The 19,195-nt window shown below is 36.3% G+C and carries 31 protein-coding genes and 1 pseudogene; 4 read left to right on the forward strand and 28 right to left on the reverse strand.

The annotated features are described in order from the left end of the window. Window positions 1-126: 126 nt before the first annotated feature. The 15 genes from ACQKIM_RS07710 to ACQKIM_RS07780 all read right to left on the reverse strand — a co-directional run bounded on the left by ACQKIM_RS07710 (window position 127) and on the right by ACQKIM_RS07780 (window position 10,503). A complete protein-coding gene (locus tag ACQKIM_RS07710; protein WP_427541486.1) occupies window positions 127-381 on the reverse strand; it encodes a hypothetical protein in 255 nt (84 codons plus the stop codon). Between the two features lie 2 nt (window positions 382-383). Next, a complete protein-coding gene (locus ACQKIM_RS07715; protein ID WP_427541489.1) occupies window positions 384-710 on the reverse strand; it encodes a phage head closure protein in 327 nt (108 codons plus the stop codon). Beyond that, window positions 688-1,059, reverse strand: a complete 372-nt coding sequence (locus ACQKIM_RS07720) for a hypothetical protein (protein WP_427541492.1) — start codon at window positions 1,057-1,059, stop codon at window positions 688-690. Before ACQKIM_RS07720 ends, ACQKIM_RS07715 begins: the two co-directional genes overlap by 23 nt. Beyond that, window positions 1,025-1,342 (reverse strand): hypothetical protein, encoded by a 318-nt coding sequence (locus tag ACQKIM_RS07725; protein ID WP_427541495.1) that lies wholly within the window; start codon window positions 1,340-1,342, stop codon window positions 1,025-1,027. The genes ACQKIM_RS07720 and ACQKIM_RS07725 overlap by 35 nt, the downstream gene beginning before the upstream one ends. Before the next feature lie 59 nt (window positions 1,343-1,401). Further along, a complete protein-coding gene (locus ACQKIM_RS07730) occupies window positions 1,402-2,439 on the reverse strand; it encodes a major capsid protein (RefSeq protein ID WP_427541498.1) in 1,038 nt (345 codons plus the stop codon). Between the two features lie 14 nt (window positions 2,440-2,453). Beyond that, the gene (locus tag ACQKIM_RS07735; RefSeq protein WP_427541501.1) at window positions 2,454-2,810 is read right to left on the reverse strand and encodes a hypothetical protein; all 357 of its coding nucleotides are present in this window, start codon (window positions 2,808-2,810) and stop codon (window positions 2,454-2,456) included. Between the two features lie 15 nt (window positions 2,811-2,825). After that, complete coding sequence (locus tag ACQKIM_RS07740) at window positions 2,826-3,443, reverse strand: DUF4355 domain-containing protein (RefSeq protein WP_427541504.1); 618 nt, start codon at window positions 3,441-3,443, stop codon at window positions 2,826-2,828. A 119-nt stretch (window positions 3,444-3,562) separates the two neighbouring features. Further along, a complete protein-coding gene (locus ACQKIM_RS07745) occupies window positions 3,563-3,835 on the reverse strand; it encodes an ImmA/IrrE family metallo-endopeptidase (RefSeq protein WP_427541507.1) in 273 nt (90 codons plus the stop codon). A 9-nt stretch (window positions 3,836-3,844) separates the two neighbouring features. After that, window positions 3,845-4,060: a hypothetical protein gene (locus ACQKIM_RS07750; RefSeq protein ID WP_427541510.1), complete on the reverse strand. Its 216-nt coding sequence runs from the start codon at window positions 4,058-4,060 to the stop codon at window positions 3,845-3,847. 2 nt (window positions 4,061-4,062) lie between these two features. Next, on the reverse strand, window positions 4,063-5,124 hold the full coding sequence (locus ACQKIM_RS07755; protein ID WP_427541513.1) for a hypothetical protein: 1,062 nt from the start codon (window positions 5,122-5,124) through the stop codon (window positions 4,063-4,065). An 11-nt stretch (window positions 5,125-5,135) separates the two neighbouring features. Beyond that, the gene (locus ACQKIM_RS07760; RefSeq protein ID WP_427541516.1) at window positions 5,136-6,602 is read right to left on the reverse strand and encodes a phage portal protein; all 1,467 of its coding nucleotides are present in this window, start codon (window positions 6,600-6,602) and stop codon (window positions 5,136-5,138) included. An 8-nt stretch (window positions 6,603-6,610) separates the two neighbouring features. Continuing rightward, entirely contained in the window at window positions 6,611-7,891 is a 1,281-nt protein-coding gene (locus ACQKIM_RS07765; RefSeq protein ID WP_427541519.1) for a PBSX family phage terminase large subunit, read from the reverse strand. Window positions 7,892-8,102: 211 nt separating this feature from the next. Continuing rightward, on the reverse strand, window positions 8,103-8,834 hold the full coding sequence (terS, locus tag ACQKIM_RS07770; RefSeq protein ID WP_427541522.1) for a phage terminase small subunit: 732 nt from the start codon (window positions 8,832-8,834) through the stop codon (window positions 8,103-8,105). A 113-nt stretch (window positions 8,835-8,947) separates the two neighbouring features. Then, a complete protein-coding gene (locus ACQKIM_RS07775) occupies window positions 8,948-9,979 on the reverse strand; it encodes a LamG-like jellyroll fold domain-containing protein (protein ID WP_427541525.1) in 1,032 nt (343 codons plus the stop codon). A gap of 335 nt (window positions 9,980-10,314) precedes the next feature. Beyond that, window positions 10,315-10,503, reverse strand: coding sequence for a hypothetical protein (locus ACQKIM_RS07780; protein WP_427541528.1), 189 nt, complete (start codon window positions 10,501-10,503; stop codon window positions 10,315-10,317). A 432-nt stretch (window positions 10,504-10,935) separates the two neighbouring features. On the opposite strand from ACQKIM_RS07780, the gene ACQKIM_RS07785 reads away from it, so the two are divergent. Beyond that, entirely contained in the window at window positions 10,936-11,283 is a 348-nt protein-coding gene (locus ACQKIM_RS07785) for a hypothetical protein (protein ID WP_427541531.1), read from the forward strand. Window positions 11,284-11,587: 304 nt separating this feature from the next. On the opposite strand, the gene ACQKIM_RS07790 is transcribed toward ACQKIM_RS07785, so the two are convergent. The 3 genes from ACQKIM_RS07790 to ACQKIM_RS07800 all read right to left on the reverse strand — a co-directional run bounded on the left by ACQKIM_RS07790 (window position 11,588) and on the right by ACQKIM_RS07800 (window position 13,076). After that, window positions 11,588-11,917, reverse strand: a complete 330-nt coding sequence (locus ACQKIM_RS07790) for a hypothetical protein (protein ID WP_427541534.1) — start codon at window positions 11,915-11,917, stop codon at window positions 11,588-11,590. A gap of 198 nt (window positions 11,918-12,115) precedes the next feature. Further along, window positions 12,116-12,304 (reverse strand): sporulation protein Cse60, encoded by a 189-nt coding sequence (locus ACQKIM_RS07795; protein ID WP_427541537.1) that lies wholly within the window; start codon window positions 12,302-12,304, stop codon window positions 12,116-12,118. A gap of 250 nt (window positions 12,305-12,554) precedes the next feature. Beyond that, on the reverse strand, window positions 12,555-13,076 hold the full coding sequence (locus ACQKIM_RS07800; RefSeq protein WP_427541540.1) for a hypothetical protein: 522 nt from the start codon (window positions 13,074-13,076) through the stop codon (window positions 12,555-12,557). Window positions 13,077-13,147: 71 nt separating this feature from the next. Between ACQKIM_RS07800 and ACQKIM_RS07805 the strand changes: the two genes are divergently transcribed. After that, entirely contained in the window at window positions 13,148-13,480 is a 333-nt protein-coding gene (locus ACQKIM_RS07805) for a hypothetical protein (protein WP_427541542.1), read from the forward strand. 125 nt (window positions 13,481-13,605) lie between these two features. Here ACQKIM_RS07805 and ACQKIM_RS07810 read toward each other — a convergent pair whose 3' ends face one another. Together ACQKIM_RS07810 and ACQKIM_RS07815 are read right to left on the reverse strand one after the other, a co-directional pair. Further along, entirely contained in the window at window positions 13,606-13,914 is a 309-nt protein-coding gene (locus ACQKIM_RS07810; RefSeq protein WP_427541544.1) for a DNA cytosine methyltransferase, read from the reverse strand. After that, window positions 13,868-14,809, reverse strand: a complete 942-nt coding sequence (locus ACQKIM_RS07815; protein ID WP_427541546.1) for a DNA cytosine methyltransferase — start codon at window positions 14,807-14,809, stop codon at window positions 13,868-13,870. The genes ACQKIM_RS07810 and ACQKIM_RS07815 overlap by 47 nt, the downstream gene beginning before the upstream one ends. Window positions 14,810-15,059: 250 nt before the next feature. Between ACQKIM_RS07815 and ACQKIM_RS07820 the strand changes: the two are divergent. Beyond that, window positions 15,060-15,545, forward strand: a pseudogene (locus tag ACQKIM_RS07820) (bclA protein); the annotation flags it as partial. A 235-nt stretch (window positions 15,546-15,780) separates the two neighbouring features. After that, window positions 15,781-16,323 carry a collagen-like protein gene (locus ACQKIM_RS07825; RefSeq protein ID WP_427541549.1) on the forward strand — a complete coding sequence of 181 codons (543 nt, stop codon included), beginning with the start codon at window positions 15,781-15,783 and terminating at the stop codon, window positions 16,321-16,323. A 164-nt stretch (window positions 16,324-16,487) separates the two neighbouring features. Here ACQKIM_RS07825 and ACQKIM_RS07830 read toward each other — a convergent pair whose 3' ends face one another. Genes ACQKIM_RS07830 through ACQKIM_RS07865 form a run of 8 tightly spaced genes read right to left on the reverse strand, consistent with a single transcriptional unit; the run spans window position 16,488 to window position 19,188 of the window. After that, a complete protein-coding gene (locus ACQKIM_RS07830; RefSeq protein WP_427541552.1) occupies window positions 16,488-16,745 on the reverse strand; it encodes a hypothetical protein in 258 nt (85 codons plus the stop codon). A gap of 29 nt (window positions 16,746-16,774) precedes the next feature. Continuing rightward, window positions 16,775-17,065 carry a hypothetical protein gene (locus tag ACQKIM_RS07835; RefSeq protein WP_427541555.1) on the reverse strand — a complete coding sequence of 97 codons (291 nt, stop codon included), beginning with the start codon at window positions 17,063-17,065 and terminating at the stop codon, window positions 16,775-16,777. A gap of 41 nt (window positions 17,066-17,106) precedes the next feature. Then, entirely contained in the window at window positions 17,107-17,571 is a 465-nt protein-coding gene (locus tag ACQKIM_RS07840) for a hypothetical protein (protein WP_427541558.1), read from the reverse strand. Window positions 17,572-17,585: 14 nt separating this feature from the next. Further along, complete coding sequence (locus ACQKIM_RS07845; protein WP_427541561.1) at window positions 17,586-17,873, reverse strand: hypothetical protein; 288 nt, start codon at window positions 17,871-17,873, stop codon at window positions 17,586-17,588. Next, window positions 17,870-18,085, reverse strand: a complete 216-nt coding sequence (locus ACQKIM_RS07850; RefSeq protein ID WP_427541564.1) for a hypothetical protein — start codon at window positions 18,083-18,085, stop codon at window positions 17,870-17,872. Before ACQKIM_RS07850 ends, ACQKIM_RS07845 begins: the two co-directional genes overlap by 4 nt. A gap of 13 nt (window positions 18,086-18,098) precedes the next feature. Beyond that, the gene (locus ACQKIM_RS07855; protein WP_427541566.1) at window positions 18,099-18,335 is read right to left on the reverse strand and encodes a hypothetical protein; all 237 of its coding nucleotides are present in this window, start codon (window positions 18,333-18,335) and stop codon (window positions 18,099-18,101) included. 25 nt (window positions 18,336-18,360) lie between these two features. Further along, window positions 18,361-18,918, reverse strand: coding sequence for a Holliday junction resolvase RecU (locus tag ACQKIM_RS07860; protein WP_427541569.1), 558 nt, complete (start codon window positions 18,916-18,918; stop codon window positions 18,361-18,363). Window positions 18,919-18,933: 15 nt separating this feature from the next. Beyond that, complete coding sequence (locus ACQKIM_RS07865; RefSeq protein ID WP_427541572.1) at window positions 18,934-19,188, reverse strand: hypothetical protein; 255 nt, start codon at window positions 19,186-19,188, stop codon at window positions 18,934-18,936. Window positions 19,189-19,195: the final 7 nt, after the last annotated feature.

Raw genomic sequence — 19,195 nt, forward strand, 5'->3', positions numbered from 1 at the left:
TATTTATTCAATCCTACGCTCTACGGTGCTTGCTAGCCTTTCGCAATCTAACAAGTTACCTCGGTGTTATCTTTTTCTTATACCTAAGACTTCCACCGATTTTCCCCGATTCTTAAACATCTATTGTTACCAATAGAGGCGACATACGTTTATCGCGTAAAAAGCACCGATTTCTAGCTTCGCACCATATCCATCAGCATCAAATTTCAAGCTAATTGATTGGGCCATCTCACCTGTTTCATGAGGCATTCGAGCTTTCAACTCTTTTTCTAGTAAGATAGTTGTATCACGAATGATACGTTTTACTTCATCGATGATGTCATCTTGCCAATTTTTTAAAGCACGCTGTACACGTTTGTTACCTCGCTTTGTGATACCCATAGTCACACCCTCTTTAATGGCAAACGCATAATTTCATGCATGCCACCCTGGTCTTCGGCATCACCTGCTGCTGTGTACTCAACACCTTCATACTCAATCCTTACCATGACAGGAATTTCAATCCCATAAGGGTAGTACATATCACGTTGGAATGACACACCAAGTTGTTTCATTTCCACAAGCCTGGATGTCGATGGTGTATCCATGAAACATTCAAATTCACTTGTTACTTCCCATTTCTTTGTTGAACCGCCTGATCCATTTGATACTGATTTTTCTTCTTTTATTTTTACAGTGTGAGGAAATTCATCCATAGGATTGAAAAACATGGTATCTCGCCTTTCTATAACGTTTTAGTAAATCCGTAATAGCTACAGGCATTTCATTGAAATCAAATGAGTAGGATACAGAACCCATTTTTCGAGACTTTAAACCACTGGCACCACTGTAAAATGGTACTGCTTTAGCCAAAAACAATTTAACATTAGGCGGCATGTTATCAGATGTGAAGCATGTCCTATAGTCCTCATTCACCTTATCAAGTAGTAAAGGTAACATGGCTTTGTAATAGTCCGTATCTGGCTTTTTAACTTGACCTAATGTTGCATAATACTTCACATCATCATCTGTGACATCCCACATACTATTCACCTGTTGTTGCTTTAGCCAAAGTAGCATTATAATCATCTTCTAAAAGAAGATAAGCAGCTTTTTTATCTTTAGCTCCTGTGTGATCAATTCCTAAATCATCTAATTCTTTACGGATATCAGTTTCTGTAATTTTTTCATAAGGTGCTAAGAAACGATATTCTCGTTTTTCCTCAACTTCGTCTACAGCCCCAGCAAGGCCTTTGCCTTTTAATTCTTCAAGTAAATCATTGTCTACATTCACAAGTTCACCTGTTTTATAGGGCTTTCCAAGAACCTTAGCATTTTTTAATAATTCTACAGAGTATTTCATTTGTACCTCTCCTTTCCCTGAAAAAGAAAAAAGCGACTATTGATCAAGTCGCTTGGTGATTACAAAACAGTTGCGATGAACACTTTATCTGCAACAGGGAATGATGGTAGTACAATTTCTGAAACAATCGTTTGAACATTAACTGGATGCTCTTTTTTAACAGTTGTGATAGCTACCCCAGTATTCACGATCTCAACATTAGCTTTTGTAGCACCTGTCATTAAATCTGACTCTTCTGGTGTAGTACCATACACTGTGTTACCTAGCGTACCTGTTGGTGGAATTAATGTGAACACACAATCTGGTACAAATTTTTGTTCAACGCCAGTTTCATCGATAAATGTTTCATCATAAATTGCTACGCTTAGTTTTAACTTACGTTGTAAATAATTTTTAACATCATCGTTTGTTAAGATGATGCTTGTAGCTCCTAATGGATTAAGGTCTTTTCGAATAGACTCATGTGCAGCTAAATGTGAAAACGTTGCACTATTTACAATAGCGCGTGCTCCATTTGCTAGTTTTACAGCCTGCATCCAACGCATAATGTCCTGAATTGGTGTTGAATTAGAATCTGACCATACGTCCGTTCCTGTTAGCACTTCAAACTGTGATGGATCAAATTCATAATTGTAATCATATTTAGCACCTTCCACTCCGCTGTCGATTGCAATTTTACCTGATGTTAGAAGTTGCATACGCATACGCTCAGCTGTAGCATTCGCTCCATCAACAAGTGCTTTTTGATCGTTATACACATGTTTTAACACTGCTTCAGCCAATTGAGTTTGTCCACCAGCTAAAAGCGTGTTGATTTGTTGACGTTCTTTTTCTTTTACATTCATTTGCTCTCGGAAGAAAGGCATTTCAGTTTGTATAGCAGAAACACCAATACGTGGACGAACAGGCGCATTAGCATCAAACGCTGCTGCTTTTAAAACTACTGGTGCACCGTGACGTCCCTTTAAATAAGATAAATCAAGCCCTAACTGTTTTTCATCAGGAAACAAAGAAGCTCCTAAATAAACCTTTTGCTCGGAATTTTCAATATAATCCTTGGTATTTTTCGCTGTTACTAAATCAAAAATAGTTGGCATACTTTAAACCTCCATTATTTTAAGAATGTAATTTGTGTTAAAGCTGTTACTGCTTCAGCTGCTGGTACTTCAGGTAATCTGTTTAAGTCAACAAAGCCGTGAATGACTGCTGCTCCGTTAGCTGGACCATATGTCACATCCACATCATAACGTAGTACCCCTTCTGCTGTAGCTCCATTGGCTTTCTTTGCCTTTACAGAACGTTCATTTAGAAAACCACCACCCAAGATTGTGCCAGCAGGAACAATTTTCTTTCCTTCTGCATTCGCTGTAACACCTGTGTCATCTACATACACGGATACGGATACATGATGTTCAGGAAACTTTAAAATTTCAGTAGGTGTTGTAAATTCAGTCTTCTTAAATTGCATATCTCTTTTTCCTCCTTATCCAAAGAACGTTTTTTGTTGTTCTTCAGCATTTTTGTTTTGGTTTTGTTGGGCTACACGTGCACCAGTTGATAAATCTGCGCCTCCACCTGAACCACCACCAGGATTACGATTAGCACCCTTAAGCTTCTCTTCTACTTGAGCCTGCACAAGAGCATCAAAATCCGTTTTAAAATCATCTAACGTAGCATTAGTAGCTGTCTCATCATCACCAAGTAATTTGTCAATCCACTTCGTTGCAAATGTAACATCATGCCCATTACCTGTAGCATACTTAACAGCATTTTCACGTAAGGTCTTACGAGCATTTTCCTTCTCTTGATTCGCAAGCTTTTCTTCAAGCTCTCGAATACGTTTTTGTTCTGGTGTTTCTTGAGGGTTTCGCTTTGAAACTTCCTCATCAATTAACATTTGCAGTTGGTTGGTTTTCCAAGTTTCAAGAGCCGTGTTGTGATGTTTATCTTTCTCTGAATCTAGTTCACTTTTTACTAAAGCATTGTGTGATGCTGCCGCAACTACGTCACCTTTTTCCAAACTCTCAAAGATATGTTTTTCAAAAGCCGACTTATCACCAGCTTCAACCAATGTTTTTAATGTCTCAAAATTTATTTGCATGTTATCCTCCTGTCCTTCGCACGCTCTCGCCCACGAAACACTTAGTCATTTGTTCTTTATAGCGTCTTCAAATGCTTAAAAAAGACAAAATAAAAAGCCGTATCACAACGACTAAAATTTCAATTCATTTTTAGCACTTGATATAAAACGATGGCTATTCGATTGACCATTTCCTCATCCTGTTCATCGTAGCCAGCTTCATTCAGCATGGCATGAACTAATTCATGGATAAAAACTTGTTCTTTTTTACTGTCACTCATTGAGGAATCAATATCTATTCTGGATTCAGCATATAACACCTGTCCCATAAGACTATATGTTTTCAACAAACCCTCTTGATATTGCACTGTATAATCAACACCAGCAACGTTTACTTTTAATGGAATTGGCATCTGTAATAATTACTCCTTCACAATTTCGTTATAAAGTTGTTGCACAGCCACCTGCAAATCCTTTTCTAATATCGTTTCAGCTTCTTCTCCATGTTCTTCAATTAATTTAAGAAGTTCATGTTGTAATAATGCTCCTTCGCTAGATTTCAACTTTGGCTTAACTCCAGCTTTCTCCATTCCACCTAAAGCCGTTGTTAATAATATGATCTTTTGAGTTCTATTCATATCTATTCCACCTCTCCATATTCCTCAAGCCAATCCTCAAATGTAATGTAAAGTACAGTTCTTCTAGGTGGCTTAATTTCATCTTGGGCCTGCTTCAATGACTGAAGGTATGTTTTGTTAGGTAACAACTCATCAATTCGTTCTGCAAGCTTTATTTGATACTGCGGATCCTGATAATCATATATCCTGCTAAACATTGGATTTCGACCACCAAACAAAAGTAATATCTTACAGCGACAACCATAATTCATTGCAGGATCTTTCCACACCTTAGGACGCTTAGCTTTATCTCCTGCATAGTGGAAATAGCCTTCTTCATCAGCAAATTGATTATCAAGTATTCTGTGTGCATGCCGGACCTGCATGTCACGCATAGAAATCCACATCTTTTCTACACCGTCGACCTTACCTTTGAGTGCATCATACATTTTTTCCTGCACATAATTAATTGTGGTATTAAACATCTCCTGCATTCGATTAAGTCCATTGCTTTTTGCTGATTGAGTACGCTTTTTAGCTTGCTTAGAAGTTGCCGTAAAATCTCCTTCGGCTTTCAGCTTGTCTTGCGTGTCCATAAAGACGCTGTACACATAATCATCTTTGTGCTTTTTAAATCGGAGCAATGTTTCATACTCTGTCTCTTTAAAAAACTCTGTACGTAATCGTTTACGATTCCTCAGTAACCAGTAGATAATAGCTACTGCTGCGCTTGTACCAGCTGCTGCACTTGTGATATTCAACAGCTTACCTTCCTCGTTGCTTAGGTACATATAAATCAGATAGGTGTAAAGTAAAAACGTCATATCAAACGTCTCTTCTTGCATCTTTACGGCTTCATCTAACAGCTTTTGATACTCTGTTGTAGAAATGCCATCTAATTGCTTTTTCAACGACTGTAATCGACTGTATTTACGATATTCTGATAGGTTGTTTCCATGCTTCTCATAAGCCTCTTGTAAGCTTTCAACTATTCTGCTTTGCAAACGAGAGTAATGTTTATCAAATGATTTCTCATATTCTTCGAGTATCTTTTGCAACCGTTCAAAGATTTCTAGTTGGTCCATTCAGCCACCACCTATTCATCTTCATTTGTTTTATCGTCTTTATCTGGATCATCAATATTCTTACGCTTCAACCCTTCTAGCTCTCCCTGAAATTCAGCCTTCTCCTGTTTCATGGCCTCTAATTCAGCCTCTACATCATCAATTTGACTGAACAACGACAAACGTGTACGCTCTGATACCCTGCCTTGGAGTATCGACTGTATCTCTGCCTCTTCTTTCAAATTTGATGGTAGGTTACGTTTGAAACCAAACCATATTTTGAGGTAGTCGTCAGGGCTACACATATTGAGCAATGACCATCCAGCACATAACAACTTAAATTGATATGTCAAAGAACTTCGGAAACGTTGCTCTGCTAAGATTGTCTTAAATTCAAGGGCAAAGATTTTAAAGCGCATTGCAATACCACTGATATTCCCACCAAAAGCCTCATCGTTGAAATTTACACTCTTTGAAAAACGGGTGATGTTTTCATCAAGGCGATCTAGTAAATGCTCAATCATCGAATCATTTACGTCTTTCGTTAAGTACTTCACATCCGAGTCATTACCCCATAGCTCAAGTGCTCCTGATTTATTGAGTTGTTGTATGTCCTCCTCATCCATGCCAATATTCCGCAAAATGAGAATAGCCAAACGAGTAGCTTCTACCTCGCTGTTTGCATCACTCATTGTACGGTCATAGGCATCTACTAGGGCGAGTATTTTAGAAGCTTCACCTTGCAGAGCATCGTTATTCTCAACACCAAATAATGGAGGATTCAACAAGAAGTGAGGTTTAACATCTACTAACTCGAATCCACTTGAACCACTTTCGAAAAACCAGGTATTCTCCTTATCATGAAACTCTGCTACTTGCACCTTCATTTTGGTACCATCAGCTTTTATACGTGTCGTCGAGTAATACTGAATGGCGTATGAAGGTTCATGCATGTTTTCGTGATACAAGAATATACACTCAGCTGGATTAACATTTGATACTCGTAGTACCTGTTTGCCGTTATCCTCAGACCAGTAAACTAACCTTGCACCATAGCCAGCGATAGATGTCTGGATGCCTGCTGTCGTGTCTTTAGATGGCATATTCTCACGTATTCGCATCTCATCAATAGTACTTGTAAGTACTTTGAAATTTAGTGACTCTTTTTCTACGACATAGTTAATTGGATTCCCAAGGAAGTACCCAACCTTCGTGTCTACCACATCTGCGTCAAAGGCATTGTTAAGCTTGTTGTTAATGAGCTGGTCAATACGTTTCATATTTTCACTAGCAATCGGCAGCTCAATGATCGGACGATTCATAATTGGTACGTCTGTTGTGTCATACCTTTTCTGTAGCATTTCTACTTCACGTTTAATCGGCTTATGCTCGTTGATTATTTGAGCAAGAATAGTCTCGTTGATGCCGTGTTCATCTAGGTACGGTATGTACACTTTAAAAGAATCCATTTGTTGACGTATCGTTAATTTCTCATCCATTTTTTCACCTACTTTCTTTTAGCGTTGTAACCTTTAAGACTTGCCACTTCGTAATCATCCAGACCGTACCACATTGCACTAAATGTATGAGGGTCAATATTAAATTCACCTGGTATCTCTTTTCCTGTTCGAGGATCAATTTTAACAGTGAGGTTTTTTAATTCTCGAATGTGATTAGGGCAGTTTTTGGATATAATGATTTTCTTAAATCGTTTCATTTTCTTGGTATTTTCAATACGTGTTAATTTGTAACAGGACAATATACGAAAGCCTTTCTGCTGTAAGTAGAAGATTGTTTTCGCTTCAGCGTTATCGCCTTTCATTAATATTTTCTTTAACCCCTTCGCCTCTAAATCATCAGCAATTTCTGGATCAGTTTTACCTCTCGTATAATACTCATCCCATACATATAACCACTCTTTTTCTGTATCTATACACATTCGAGAGACAGCATTGGCTGATTCTAAAAAACCAAAGTCCATTCCGTTTTTAAACAACGGTTTTCGCATACTGTTGATGTTTCTCATGACTTCTTCATGCGCCCACTCTTCTAGCTGCGGAAGCACTAATTTGCCATTTACACCAAATTTGCCGAACCTAGCTATACGATGAAGATCAGGGTCGTAATCTTTCATTTCTTCTAATTGATCAATATACGACTGGGGTAGAAACAAATTATCATCGGCAACTGAATGATGATAGTAAACCTCATTCAGAATGATAGTTCGCTCTTTGTATAACTGTTCATCATCCAGGACGATGCGCTCATTTTCTTCATCGATGAAAAAGTGCGTGTACACCCAGTTATCTTTAGATACAGGGTTTGTAGAAAGAATAATAAACAGGTCTAATGTTGGATGCCTTAAACGACCAAGCAACTCTTTAAATCCTGCATACTTAATCTCACTACATTCTTCTAACCAAATCAGAGATATGTTGTTAATAGATTTTAGCTTTTCAGGTTTATCCATGCCTCGGAAGATAATCTTTGAACCATTCGGGAACTTCACTGTCATTGGCGATGAACTTGTTTTTATCTTGCCAGATAGCCCAAGGTCTTCAATGATCTCTGTAAACAAAGAAAACGTACTATCCCTGTGTGTATCGTAAACTTCACGAACTACAAGAGCTGTACGTTTTTCTTCAAGTAATTTTAATAGTATTTTTAAGGCAACATGATAGGATTTTGAAGATCCATACCCACCGACTAAGAGTTGAGTTTTACAACGCCAGTCGAAAAGGAAATCTTCGAAATGTGGGTTTACTTCTTTCTCGACTGATAGTGTCATTCACTCAACTCCTTATACATTCGTTGTATTTAGCATTCATAACTAGTTAACATAATTCTAATTTTAGGAAGCTGTATAATCACCAAACACTGTTATATCAATGTTCTTACATCCTTACTTTTTATTGATTATGCACGATTTTATACACTGTTGATTTATCAAGTTTTAATCAAGCTACTCGAAATTATTTCCCAACATTTCCTGCATAAAATTACTCGCGTTTTTTACCAACAATTTTAATCTCAAACGATTCGTTTTGATCATCTGAGCCGAGCTTTTCAATTTCCACTTTCGTTTTATCAATTGACAGCTGCATCTGTTGAAGCTTCAGCCTTCGCTCGTCATTCTGGTCAGCCATCTCCACAAACTGCTTAATAGAAGAACGCAACTCCCCAATTGCTCTAGATTGAGCAGTGAGTAGTTGCGCCTGTCGTTCCCATGCGAATTGGAATTCATATTCGACTTCCTCTCCCCATTCGGTATCCTTATGCTTTTTTAGTTCCTTAATCATTTCGTCTTTAGATTCTACAAACATTATTCGTTGAGCTCTTATAATCGCAGCATACTGTATCTGTATTTGATCCCAGATTAAATCGACTGGAGAAAGTTCATTCATCGCTTCCATGATTTCGAGTGTTTCTTCTGGTAGAAACTTTTGAAAGAAACCATGAGTAACAGCGTTCTGATTTTGCTTAGGTGCCCCGTGTCCTTTAGCATTGTTGTTGCCTACTGGAGCACCTCTACTTCGTTTAGTAACGTTACCATTGGATTTAGTAACGTTACCATTCAATTGATCATCCCATTTATCTTGATTCTTCCACTTTCTAATCTGTGAGTCTGATAATCCTAACCGTTCGGCAATATCCTTCAATATCATTTGCCCTTTGCTTTCAAGCCACATTTGAAACGCCTCATCACGTTTCGGATTCCTTGGTCTAGCCATATCTCATACACCACCACCTCCGCCATTTGTTTGTTTTGTAATCACCCCATTTGTACTAGTTGCTTATTTTTGTCAAAAGAAAAAGACATCCCAAAAGATGTCTTTTCTAAAATTTATTCAGATTTATATATTTTCCCTATATTTTCATCGAATTCAACTGGTGAAAGAATTAATCCACCTCTTTCATTAAATAACAAAGAAGTGTTATCTCCCCAACCGTATACCTTACTACTTTCACCGATCACCACAACAAAGTTTTTACCAACTACTAAGTCTATTATTTTTTCAGGTAAATTAACTTTTTCTTTTTTAACTAATGATCTCTTTTCGGTATCTCCTAATCCTAATTGACCGTAATTATTTTCACCCCAAGAGTATACATCTCCTGATTCCGTTAGTTTATAAAAAGCATTATTACTTACATAAAGAGTTCCCTTATCTTTTTGGGGTTGGGTTGGTGAATCAACTTCAGGTTCTATAGAATCATTATATATCTGAAAATTATCTAACTGTCCTTTGAAATATACACCATTTGCATATTGTCCGTGACCAATTCTTAAATTTTTAGAATGTGTAATGGATGTGAAAGTAGTGCTATTAATATTCTTAGGAGTAGTCATATCATCAACATACAACTTCATTGATTCTGAATTAGTTGTACCGTCCCATGTAAAAAGAACATCATGCCACTCCCCATCTGCTATAAAATGGGCAACTCCATTAAAAGTTCTATCCCATAATTGTATCTGTAACCTTCCACCTCGAACAAAACCTACAATTCCATTTGTTGTAGAACCTTTTGTATCAAACACAGTAGGATAAATATCTCCGCTAACATTTTGTGTAGTGTTTATTTTGAATCTAATACTCATTTTGTTATTCGGAATAATCGGTTTATTAAATGATATAAAATCACTAGCACCATTAAATAGCCGAGCATTTCCGTTTCCATCGTATCCTGTCACTAAAGCAGTTCCTGTTGCAGTACCATTATTATTTCCTGTTGTATCCACAATTGTTGTTTCAAAATCTTTTTCAAAATCATATTCAGCGATTAAGCTTGGATATGTAGTTGCTGAATATGATTTAGAAAATAAAGGAAATGTAATAATCATAATTAATAAAGAATATAGTATTTTCTTCATATTATCCCTCCTAGTTATTTAATTATATACTAGTCTATATTTTTGTCATTAATTAAAAATATTTCCAAAGAAATAAGATAAGATAAATATTTAATTAATATTTTTTCAATTCTAAAGGTTACAACATATACATTCCGAAGCATCAAAAAAGCCTTACGGTGCTAGGGATAAGTCCTGTCCCGTCTACTTCGGTAAAATATTTAATTATAGAAAGCTAGACTTTCCTGTTCGATGCCGCCCGCCACCTTGTCAGCTAATTTACCACTTTACTTTTTGTTTGATGCAGTTTTCAAAGCACATTAAAAGCCACGCTCAAAAGAACGTGACCTAGAATCTTATTTATTAGCACTCATAAACTCATCTATAATTCTTATTGCCTCATCTACAATATCTGCACCATGGGCTAGATGACTTCCAACACCTATTATTTCATCGATACTATTCATTTCTGGCAAACTGTCTAAGCTATCAAAAAAGTGCGATAGTTCTTTTAAAATTTCCTCAACCTTTTCTGCTTGATTCATTTTAACATCCCCTTTAATAGAAATTGATTTTACTCTACTTCGATTTCTTGAATGCGTGTTGTTTCGTATTTTGCTTTTTCTTCTTCGGCTTTTTCTAATGTGCTGTAGCAGCCAACTAATACTTCATGAAACGGAAATCCACTTACTAATTTGTATACTAAATAAACAGTGTCTATTTTTTAGTCATTGTTCACACCTCCTCTCAACCTAATCATAGATTAAAAGGAAATGTTTGTTATAGGTTATTTTCATAATAAAAAGCCACACCTTGTTAGATGTGACCCCTCATTGATTGTGTGCTATATACAATTAAACCAATTTACTCTAAAAAAGGTAAATTAATTGATAATTACCAAATAATGTAGTAAATTAATATATAGTAAGATTTACATAAAAATCCTACTAAATAAAAATCAAAAGGAGATGTAAAAGATGACGAATACTAGAGCAATTGAAGTACTAGAAGATGTAACATCTAAAACATTAAATGGAGTATACAAAGGTTCTTTTAAAGTAGATAGTAAACGAAATGTGAGAATGAATATTAAAAACAAAGGAAATGTATCTATTATACTTCAAGTTGAGGATGCGGTTAAGGGCACTATGATAGCTACAGAAACAGTAAAACCAAATAGTGAAAAAGAAATTACTAAACCCTTAGATGGCGGTACTTATGATTACAGCATTGATGGACAAGGTGACGTAGTTCCATTCCAATTTAGAGTAGTAGGATTAGATAATATTCCTACCCCACCTACTTCTTCAGAATCTTCTTCCTAAGAATAATAAATTCTATTTTTAAACAGAATGTTCAATAGTTAATGAGGCTGTCTTCAAAAATTTTAATTACTTTGAGACAAGCCTCTTTTTCTTTGAGTAGTTCTTTATTTCACCAATAATAGTCTACCTTTTTCAGTACTTGATTCTTCCCACCTTTTAGTCTCTCCGCAATCAAAGATAATTGCATGAAAAAGCCACGCTCAAAAGAACGTGACCCCATTTACTTATTTTGATAACTTATAAACCCATATTGTTATAAACCCATATTGATTCAATGATACACACTAAAATACTATTTTGTCCTTTAACTAACAATCCACTTATACCCATCCTTCAAACTGTTATTCAATGCCTGATGAACTTCTGCAGTAATAGTAGCCGTATTTTTTACCTCGATTACAGAGACCGTTTGTTTCGTTCCTTCTCTATACTGTATCTCCACTTTGAAGTTACTCGTATTAGGTAATTGTTGAGAATCTAAATGAAAATGATCTGATTTATAAATACTATCTGCAGTTCTTCTAATATCATTTATATCTTTGATTTTGTCTATGATGTCGCCTTGTATTTCTTTATTTAATTTGCTGTTTGTTTGTCCCATGTTGCGTCCTTTTTCACCTTGTGTACAAGCCATGAGTCTCCCTCTCTTCATCATTAATTTTTAATTTAACAATTACTTACAGGAAAAATTATACAGGAAAAAACTTACTCTTACAAAAGGAAATTATCGACAATTTTATACAAAATTATACTAAATATTACATATAAACAAAAAATATACTTCTGAAAATTTACTCTCATAATAAAAAGCCACACCTTGTTAGATGTGACCTTAATTAGTTTTATAAACAATAAGTGCTGTGTATGTTTTACTGTAGTTAGGATGCAAAACAGTAGAAAACTTTATATCGATGAATGTTCCTTCTTGTAAAGAATCCAAGTATGCATTTACTTTGTCTTCTATATTTTCTATATCATGTATATCATTGGCTTCAAGAATTTTGGTTCTTACTTTTGCCACTTTAATCATCCCCCATCTACCTATATCATAGGATAAATGGAATGGATTGTCATTATAAAAAGCCACATCCTTGTTAGATGTGACCTCTGTAGTGTTGACGTTCCAGCGAACGTCTATTTAGTTGTTTGCCTGTTAAACAGGTCTTTTACATGTCGATTGGAAGACTAATGTTGTAAAGTAAATCCAATTACTCTACATTTACACTATACAATATTTAAAATGTATTTAAAACGACATCTTTACGACACGACTACAACTGTAGCCGTAATCCATCTGTTCCGAAAAAAAGCACTGACATAGCGTGAACCGCTTCTTTCAAATCCCTTTGTGCTGTACGTTCATGTACATTATGCAGCTTCGCTATTTCAGCGTAAGCTTTTCTTTCATCGTTTATATAAAAATGTAAAAGCGTTTCATATCTTCGTACCGCTTCTTCCCCTAAATGTTTACAATCCATTTCATAAACTTTAATCATATTATCAATGAACCGCATCATAGCAAGTGTTCGGGCTTCACTTCTTTTTATGGATTCTAATGTAAGGTATTCTTTATCTGATGTAATTATTTCCTCTTGCTCTCCATCTTTTAAATCCATATTCTCTTTCATTTCATTACAGTACACTTTTAAATGACGATAATTTTTCAACAATATTTTAGTGTTAAAAAGCCGTCTGTCTAATCTCTTAGTTTTTTCTTCTTGTTGAAGCTCATTAAACTTTGCAATGGCTACCTCCGCTATTGCAGCAATTTGTTCTTGTGCGATACTGCTCATTGGCATACTCTCCTTTTCTTGTTTTTCAATCTGTTATTTTGGTTAGAATATCCCCAATAGGAGGTGATAGTATGTCTAACTTCTTAGGAGAACTTACTCCAGATGATAAAGATGTTATCCAAACTGCTATCAATGAGTTTTTAAAATTTGGCTACAAATTAATTGATGATAATAATACCGCTTCCCTTTATAAAAGATCAGTAATGGCTTTTAAAGAGAAGTTCGAAAATAATTCAGTTTCATTTACAACCGACGAATTGCGTATATTACATCATTCACTTGTTTTACTTCGAGATAATATGAACGAGGCTGATTCTTTAGGTTTCACTGACCAATCAATGAATGATAAATTTACCACTACATTTGATAAATTGATTCCAGACCTTGAGGTTTTCTTAAAGTAATATTGTTAATCTGTGATATAATGCTTTATGACAAACCGTAAATGGTAACCAATTCTGAGCTGTAGTGTGTCATGCACTACAGCTTTTTTATTTACTCCTCTGTTGTTTAATATGCAATATATTGTTCAGTAAAGCTCTTTCGCAATTGCCTCAATCACATTCACAGTTACACTGTTGCCAGCCTGTTTATAAAGCTGGCTATTTGAATTAACTTCTGCTGCTCTATCAAACGCCCAATCGGGAAATCCTTGTAATCTCCAACATTCACGAGGTGTTAATTTTCTTATCCGAACACCATTATCAATCCCAAACGTCCCACTGTTGGTAGAACTTGTATTCCCATTAGCTGTTAATGTTCCGATATTGCCGTCACTTCTTTTATTTTTGTTATACATATCCCAAACAACGACACCTTGTTGACAACCAGTGTCCAAAGGATAATATGTCATATCCCTGCTTTGTGGCTTCTTTAATTTTAAGAAGATTATTTTCGTGGTAACTATTTGATGTTAATGTAGGTGCAATATAATGTAGACCGCCATTATTAAATCCTCTTGGTTTTTGAACAATTTTTGGACCTTCACCTTTATTAGTTGTTAAAGTGGGAGATAATCCTTCACTACTGTGTACTTGCCCATTCATACCATTGCCAGAAGGATTAATATTTCCAACTAAGTTAATTGCTCCTGCTTTCCCATACGTTTCAATATATGTGCCTTCACGTTGTGATTCCGGGTATCGTGCAGTAAGTGTTCCTGTCGTGATTCTGCTTTCATCAACCGTTCCAGATGCTTCTCTGATAGGAAATACTTTTCTGGTACTTGATTCTCTAGAATGTCCGATAATGAACACCCTTTCTCTATTTTGGGGTACGTACTCTTTAGAGTTAATACAATCCCATTCTGCATCATACCCGACTTCATCCAGCGTTCTGATGATTGTCTCGAACGTATCGCCCCCCTCGTGATTGAGGAGTCCTGTGACATTCTCAAGGAATAAATAGCGTGGTCTGAGAATAGATGCGAAGCGCATAATTTCAAAGAAGAGAGTTCCCCTAGTATCATTGAAACCTTTTCGCTTACCAGCAACTGAGAAAGCTTGGCACAGAAATCCTCCACAGATAATGTCGATACTTCCGATTCCTCGAATAGCGTCATCTGTAACACTTGTGATGTCATGAGCTGTCCACTCTCCTTCCGTATTATGAATTGCCTCGTATGATTTACGAGCAAATTTATCTATTTCAACGTAGCCGACACATTCGTGTCCAGCGGCTTCCATCCCTAATCGAAAGCCACCTATACCAGCAAATAAATCTAAAAACCTCAATTTATCACCTTCTTGTAACTGCACATTTTACTCATATTGTTCAGTAAGCGCTGCTCACATAAAGTATCTTTGTTCAAACCTAAATAGGTTTTAATCCAATCTCATATTTCTTTTAAACATATTATAAAAGAAATAGTGGGGTGAAATTATGTCTAAAAAAAAGAAAATTACTAGAATAAAACCTAACGGATATTGTCCGCCAGTTAAGTACACAGCACTTAATAGTTGCTGTCCTTCAGTCCCCGCCTCTTCGTGTCTTTGTGATTGTTGTGTTTCTCCACTTCAGTCCGTCTTACAGCAGCTTGTTGGGCAAACTGTAATTCTTGGCACTGTTGCAGACGCACCAAATGTACCTCCTCTATTTTTTTTATTCACAATTATTGAAGTGAATGATTTTTTAGTTACTGTTACAGATGGTGCGACAACCTTTGAAGTAAATATTTCTGATGTTACAGGGGTAGGATTTTTACCACCAGGACCTACTATCAAATTGTTGCCACCTGTTAATTCAGGGTGCGAATGTGATTGTCGCGAACGACCGATTAGACAATTGCTAGATACACTTATCGGTTCTACAGTGAATCTTTTAGCAGTTAATGGTTCTATTGCAGCAGATTTTACCGTGGAACAAACAGGTCTTGGCATAGTGCTAGGTACTTTACCAATAAGTCCTGAAACAATCGTTAGATTTGCAATTTCAACTTGCAAAATTACAGCTGTAGGGCAGACTAATTGAATAAGGAATGACATTAAAAATATTTAGTGAGTCGTTAGTTATTAATAATTAGTAATTTTATTCTTGAACTAACAGGGGCTTAGTTGAATAGCTAGAAAGACGTATCCATCTCATACGAGTGGTCTTTTTTTAAAATAGAACATTAATAATGAGTCTAAATTATTAATTGATTGTAGCCTATTGCCCTTTACTCCATTTTTCACACGAATAAAATACTACAAATGGAGGTGAAAAAATGGATAACTGTAGTAACTGTAATAAACGTTCCTGCTTATGTGGAAGCCAAATAGGACCATTCACAGCCGTCGATCTCTGTGGAATTACTGGCGCTATTCCTGTAACGCCAACAGCATGTAGTGGTCTTTGCGAATATGGTTATATCTATAATCTAGGTGCTGAAACTGTAGCTATAGAGGCAGATATTATTTTTGATTCAACAGGTATAGTTACATCGGGGATTGCGCATGCTCCTGGAACCTCTCAAATTTTTGTTACCACACCAGGAATTTACGAGGTTACTTTTATCGTATCAGGTGTTGAACCTAACCAATTCACACTATTTTTAAATGGTGCACCGGTTACGCAAGCAGTCTATGGTTCAGGAGCTGGTACTCAACAAAACACAGGTCAGGTAATAATTTCTATACCTGCCGGCGGGTTTCTTACACTTAGGAATCATTCCTCCGCTGCAGCAGTAATCCTTCAAACTTTGGCAGGAGGCACACAAACCAACGTAAATGCCTCTATTATCCTTAAAATGTTAAGTCCTATTGTCTAGAGATATAAAAACTTTCTTCATTTCAAAACTTCAAAAGATTTCATAGTTAGGAGTGATTAACCTTTTGCGTAGGAATTACTCCTTTTTTCTTTTCAGAATTATTCATTAATATCAGGTAATTGATAACCCATGTTCTCACTTCCTTACTGAATAATATGTTTCTATTAACCTAATAAATCCCCTGTATCGGACTCTTGTTCAAAACAACTTTTACACCAAACTTCACCTTCAAAATACTCAAATCCATTAGAATACAATACTTGCTTACACATCACACATTTAACCTTAGTTACCCATTTTTCAAAACCATGACCGACATGTTGTGGCTCAATCTCAAATTTATAACCTTTTGGAAAATAAGCATCATAGAAGAAAAAACCTTCATTAGCTTCAACTACTTCGCCAACTTGTAATAACTCCATTGCATTACCTCCTTATTTCGCAATTTCTTTCAATAAATCACTACTTTTAATTTGCCTTCTCTCGCCTTTTTTTGTTGTAGCGCCATAAATTTCATTACCGCTTCTTGTTCTGTTGTAGCAGGCTCAATTAATTTCAATTCAGCAAAATATTTCGTTACACTTTTGTAACAACGTGTTACTTGATAAATGCCCCATTGTCCATTTACGTTATCCACTACACGTAACTGGTGATCTTCTGGTGCTAATGCTATTTTTACTCCGAGCATGTTTTCTACTTGACGTACCTGTTCAAATTGCTCTTTCGATACTACAATCTTCATGCACATTCTCCTTTGCTTTATATTTATCTTGTGAAGTTATCTCAAAATAAGCTCAACTGCTCATATACTTGCTTTTTAATTGGTGCGTGCACCATTTCCACCTTTTTTTGCACCATTTTTGGCATATCGTTCACCACAACCGTTTCAAAAGGTTCAATGCATTCAAAACAACTAGTATTTTTGTAAGAACCAACAGGAGCAACATTAGGACGGGTCTTTAAAAATACATCGTAGTAGCCGTTTGCTCTTGGTTCTGTGATAATGTATTCTTCGCCAATCTTGTAGAAGTGCGAAGGCGGCTTAACTACACGAGCTAGGTATTTGCTTTGCACTTCCACAGCAGTATCTACTAACTCAAAGCGGCTCTTTTGGTAGGTGCCGAAATGGGCACCCGGATGAGGGAATCTGCTTACGTTATAAGCTAATCCTCCATGCTGAAACAGATAGTATATTTCACCTTCTACAAGATTTGATTTTTCTGGTGCCTTTATGCAGCGCCCTCGCATCAATCACACCTCTTTCATATAAAAGGTAATCCTTCATCTGGAGTTAACGTGATGCCACTCATGGCTTGCGAAGCTTTTTCCGCTTCTTTGATACACCCATAAAACAGACCGCTTCCTGAATAACATTTATCTTTTGCAATCACTTTGTTACATTCCTCATGTAAATGAAGGTTCATAGGTTTCCCATCTTGCTCGCCTTTACAAGCTACCGCCTTTTGACCCTTTTCTATCGTTTCAGTGCACCCAAAGCATTTATGCTCCTTTCGCGTTGTAACTAGACGTTTATTTCTAATATCAATCATTGACGATACCCTCCAGCCGATAATTTTTCAATTTGCTTAGAATTAAGCTTGTACGCCTTTTCAGGAAAGCCGTATTTTTGTCTAACTTCTTCGCGTGTCATGCCATGCTCTATGCGACAATGAGCTTTTGTGATGACAATACCTATATGGTTACAACTCTCTACAGGACACTTTACATACTCCCCTTGTTTAGCACTCCAAAATGGTTCCACCACTATTCACCCCTCACTGTGATAAATTTTTATTTATAAATTCATAGCAACGTTCAATATTTGGAAATATCTCTTCAAATTCTGCTTCTTTTTCAACGACATAAAATCTCTCAGTTCGGCTAACTTGCATATTTCCAACATTTAATTTGTGCTGCTCAATTTCTAAAGCTTCTAACCTCTGAAAAATCGAATCATTTTGTTGAATGCTAGTGTCACAATCAAATATGTTTAATTGTTGAATAAGCGACATACTTAACACGCTCCTTATGCGTTATTCAAGGCACTACCTTTTTTGCTTGATTTAATTTAAGTGCTTCTAAATAATCAACAAGTATGCCGTATCTTGATTTCACACGTTCACAATTATTTCTAAAGAAATCGAACGATATAGATTTAGAGCCTCTTCCAGCATCTTGATTTTCATAAGCCGCTTCTAGCTGCTCGAAACGCAACACATAAATTTCTGGCTCGTTTTTACCTTCCAGCCAAAAAGCCACTAGTAAAAATGCAATCGCACCATGCTTATGCCATGATTTCAATTGTTGATATTGATGCAATGAGATATTTTTCAATGGGAACCGTTTTAGGGTTGATTCCTTTGCATCAAAGATGATTGAACGACCTTCATAAATACCGCTATAGTCAACCCATGTTGGCGTGTCGAAATGTCCTGTTACTTTGTTTCCATCTGCTTTTAAAATCTTTACTGGCGTTGGCACTTTTCTTATATCTGCTAACCATGCATTGCGATATTGGTTATTTGTCATTTCTAATAGGTTTTCTATTTTCGCACCTCTATTAGCATGACTCCGTGAATAATGCTGTGTTTTCACTTTATTTCATCCCCTTTAGATTTTTATGAAGTGCTTTTCTAACACTTGTTCATCAATCTCAAGCCATAAAATTTCTTCGTTTACCTTGCCTGATAAGTTAAGCAAGTGCACGGTACTTAGACCGCGCTTTTGCTTATCCTCTCGACGCCATTTAGAGCCACCTTGAACAACCGCTTCTTTTCCAGTGAGTGTAGTGTTATCGTAAATGCTTATGACTAGTGGTGTGTTGCATATATACATTGATACTTCTTCATACGGTTCATGTCGCATCAACTAA

Origin of the sequence: Lysinibacillus sp. NPDC047702, assembly GCF_050272555.1 — a bacterium.
Classification (GTDB): domain Bacteria; phylum Bacillota; class Bacilli; order Bacillales_A; family Planococcaceae; genus Lysinibacillus.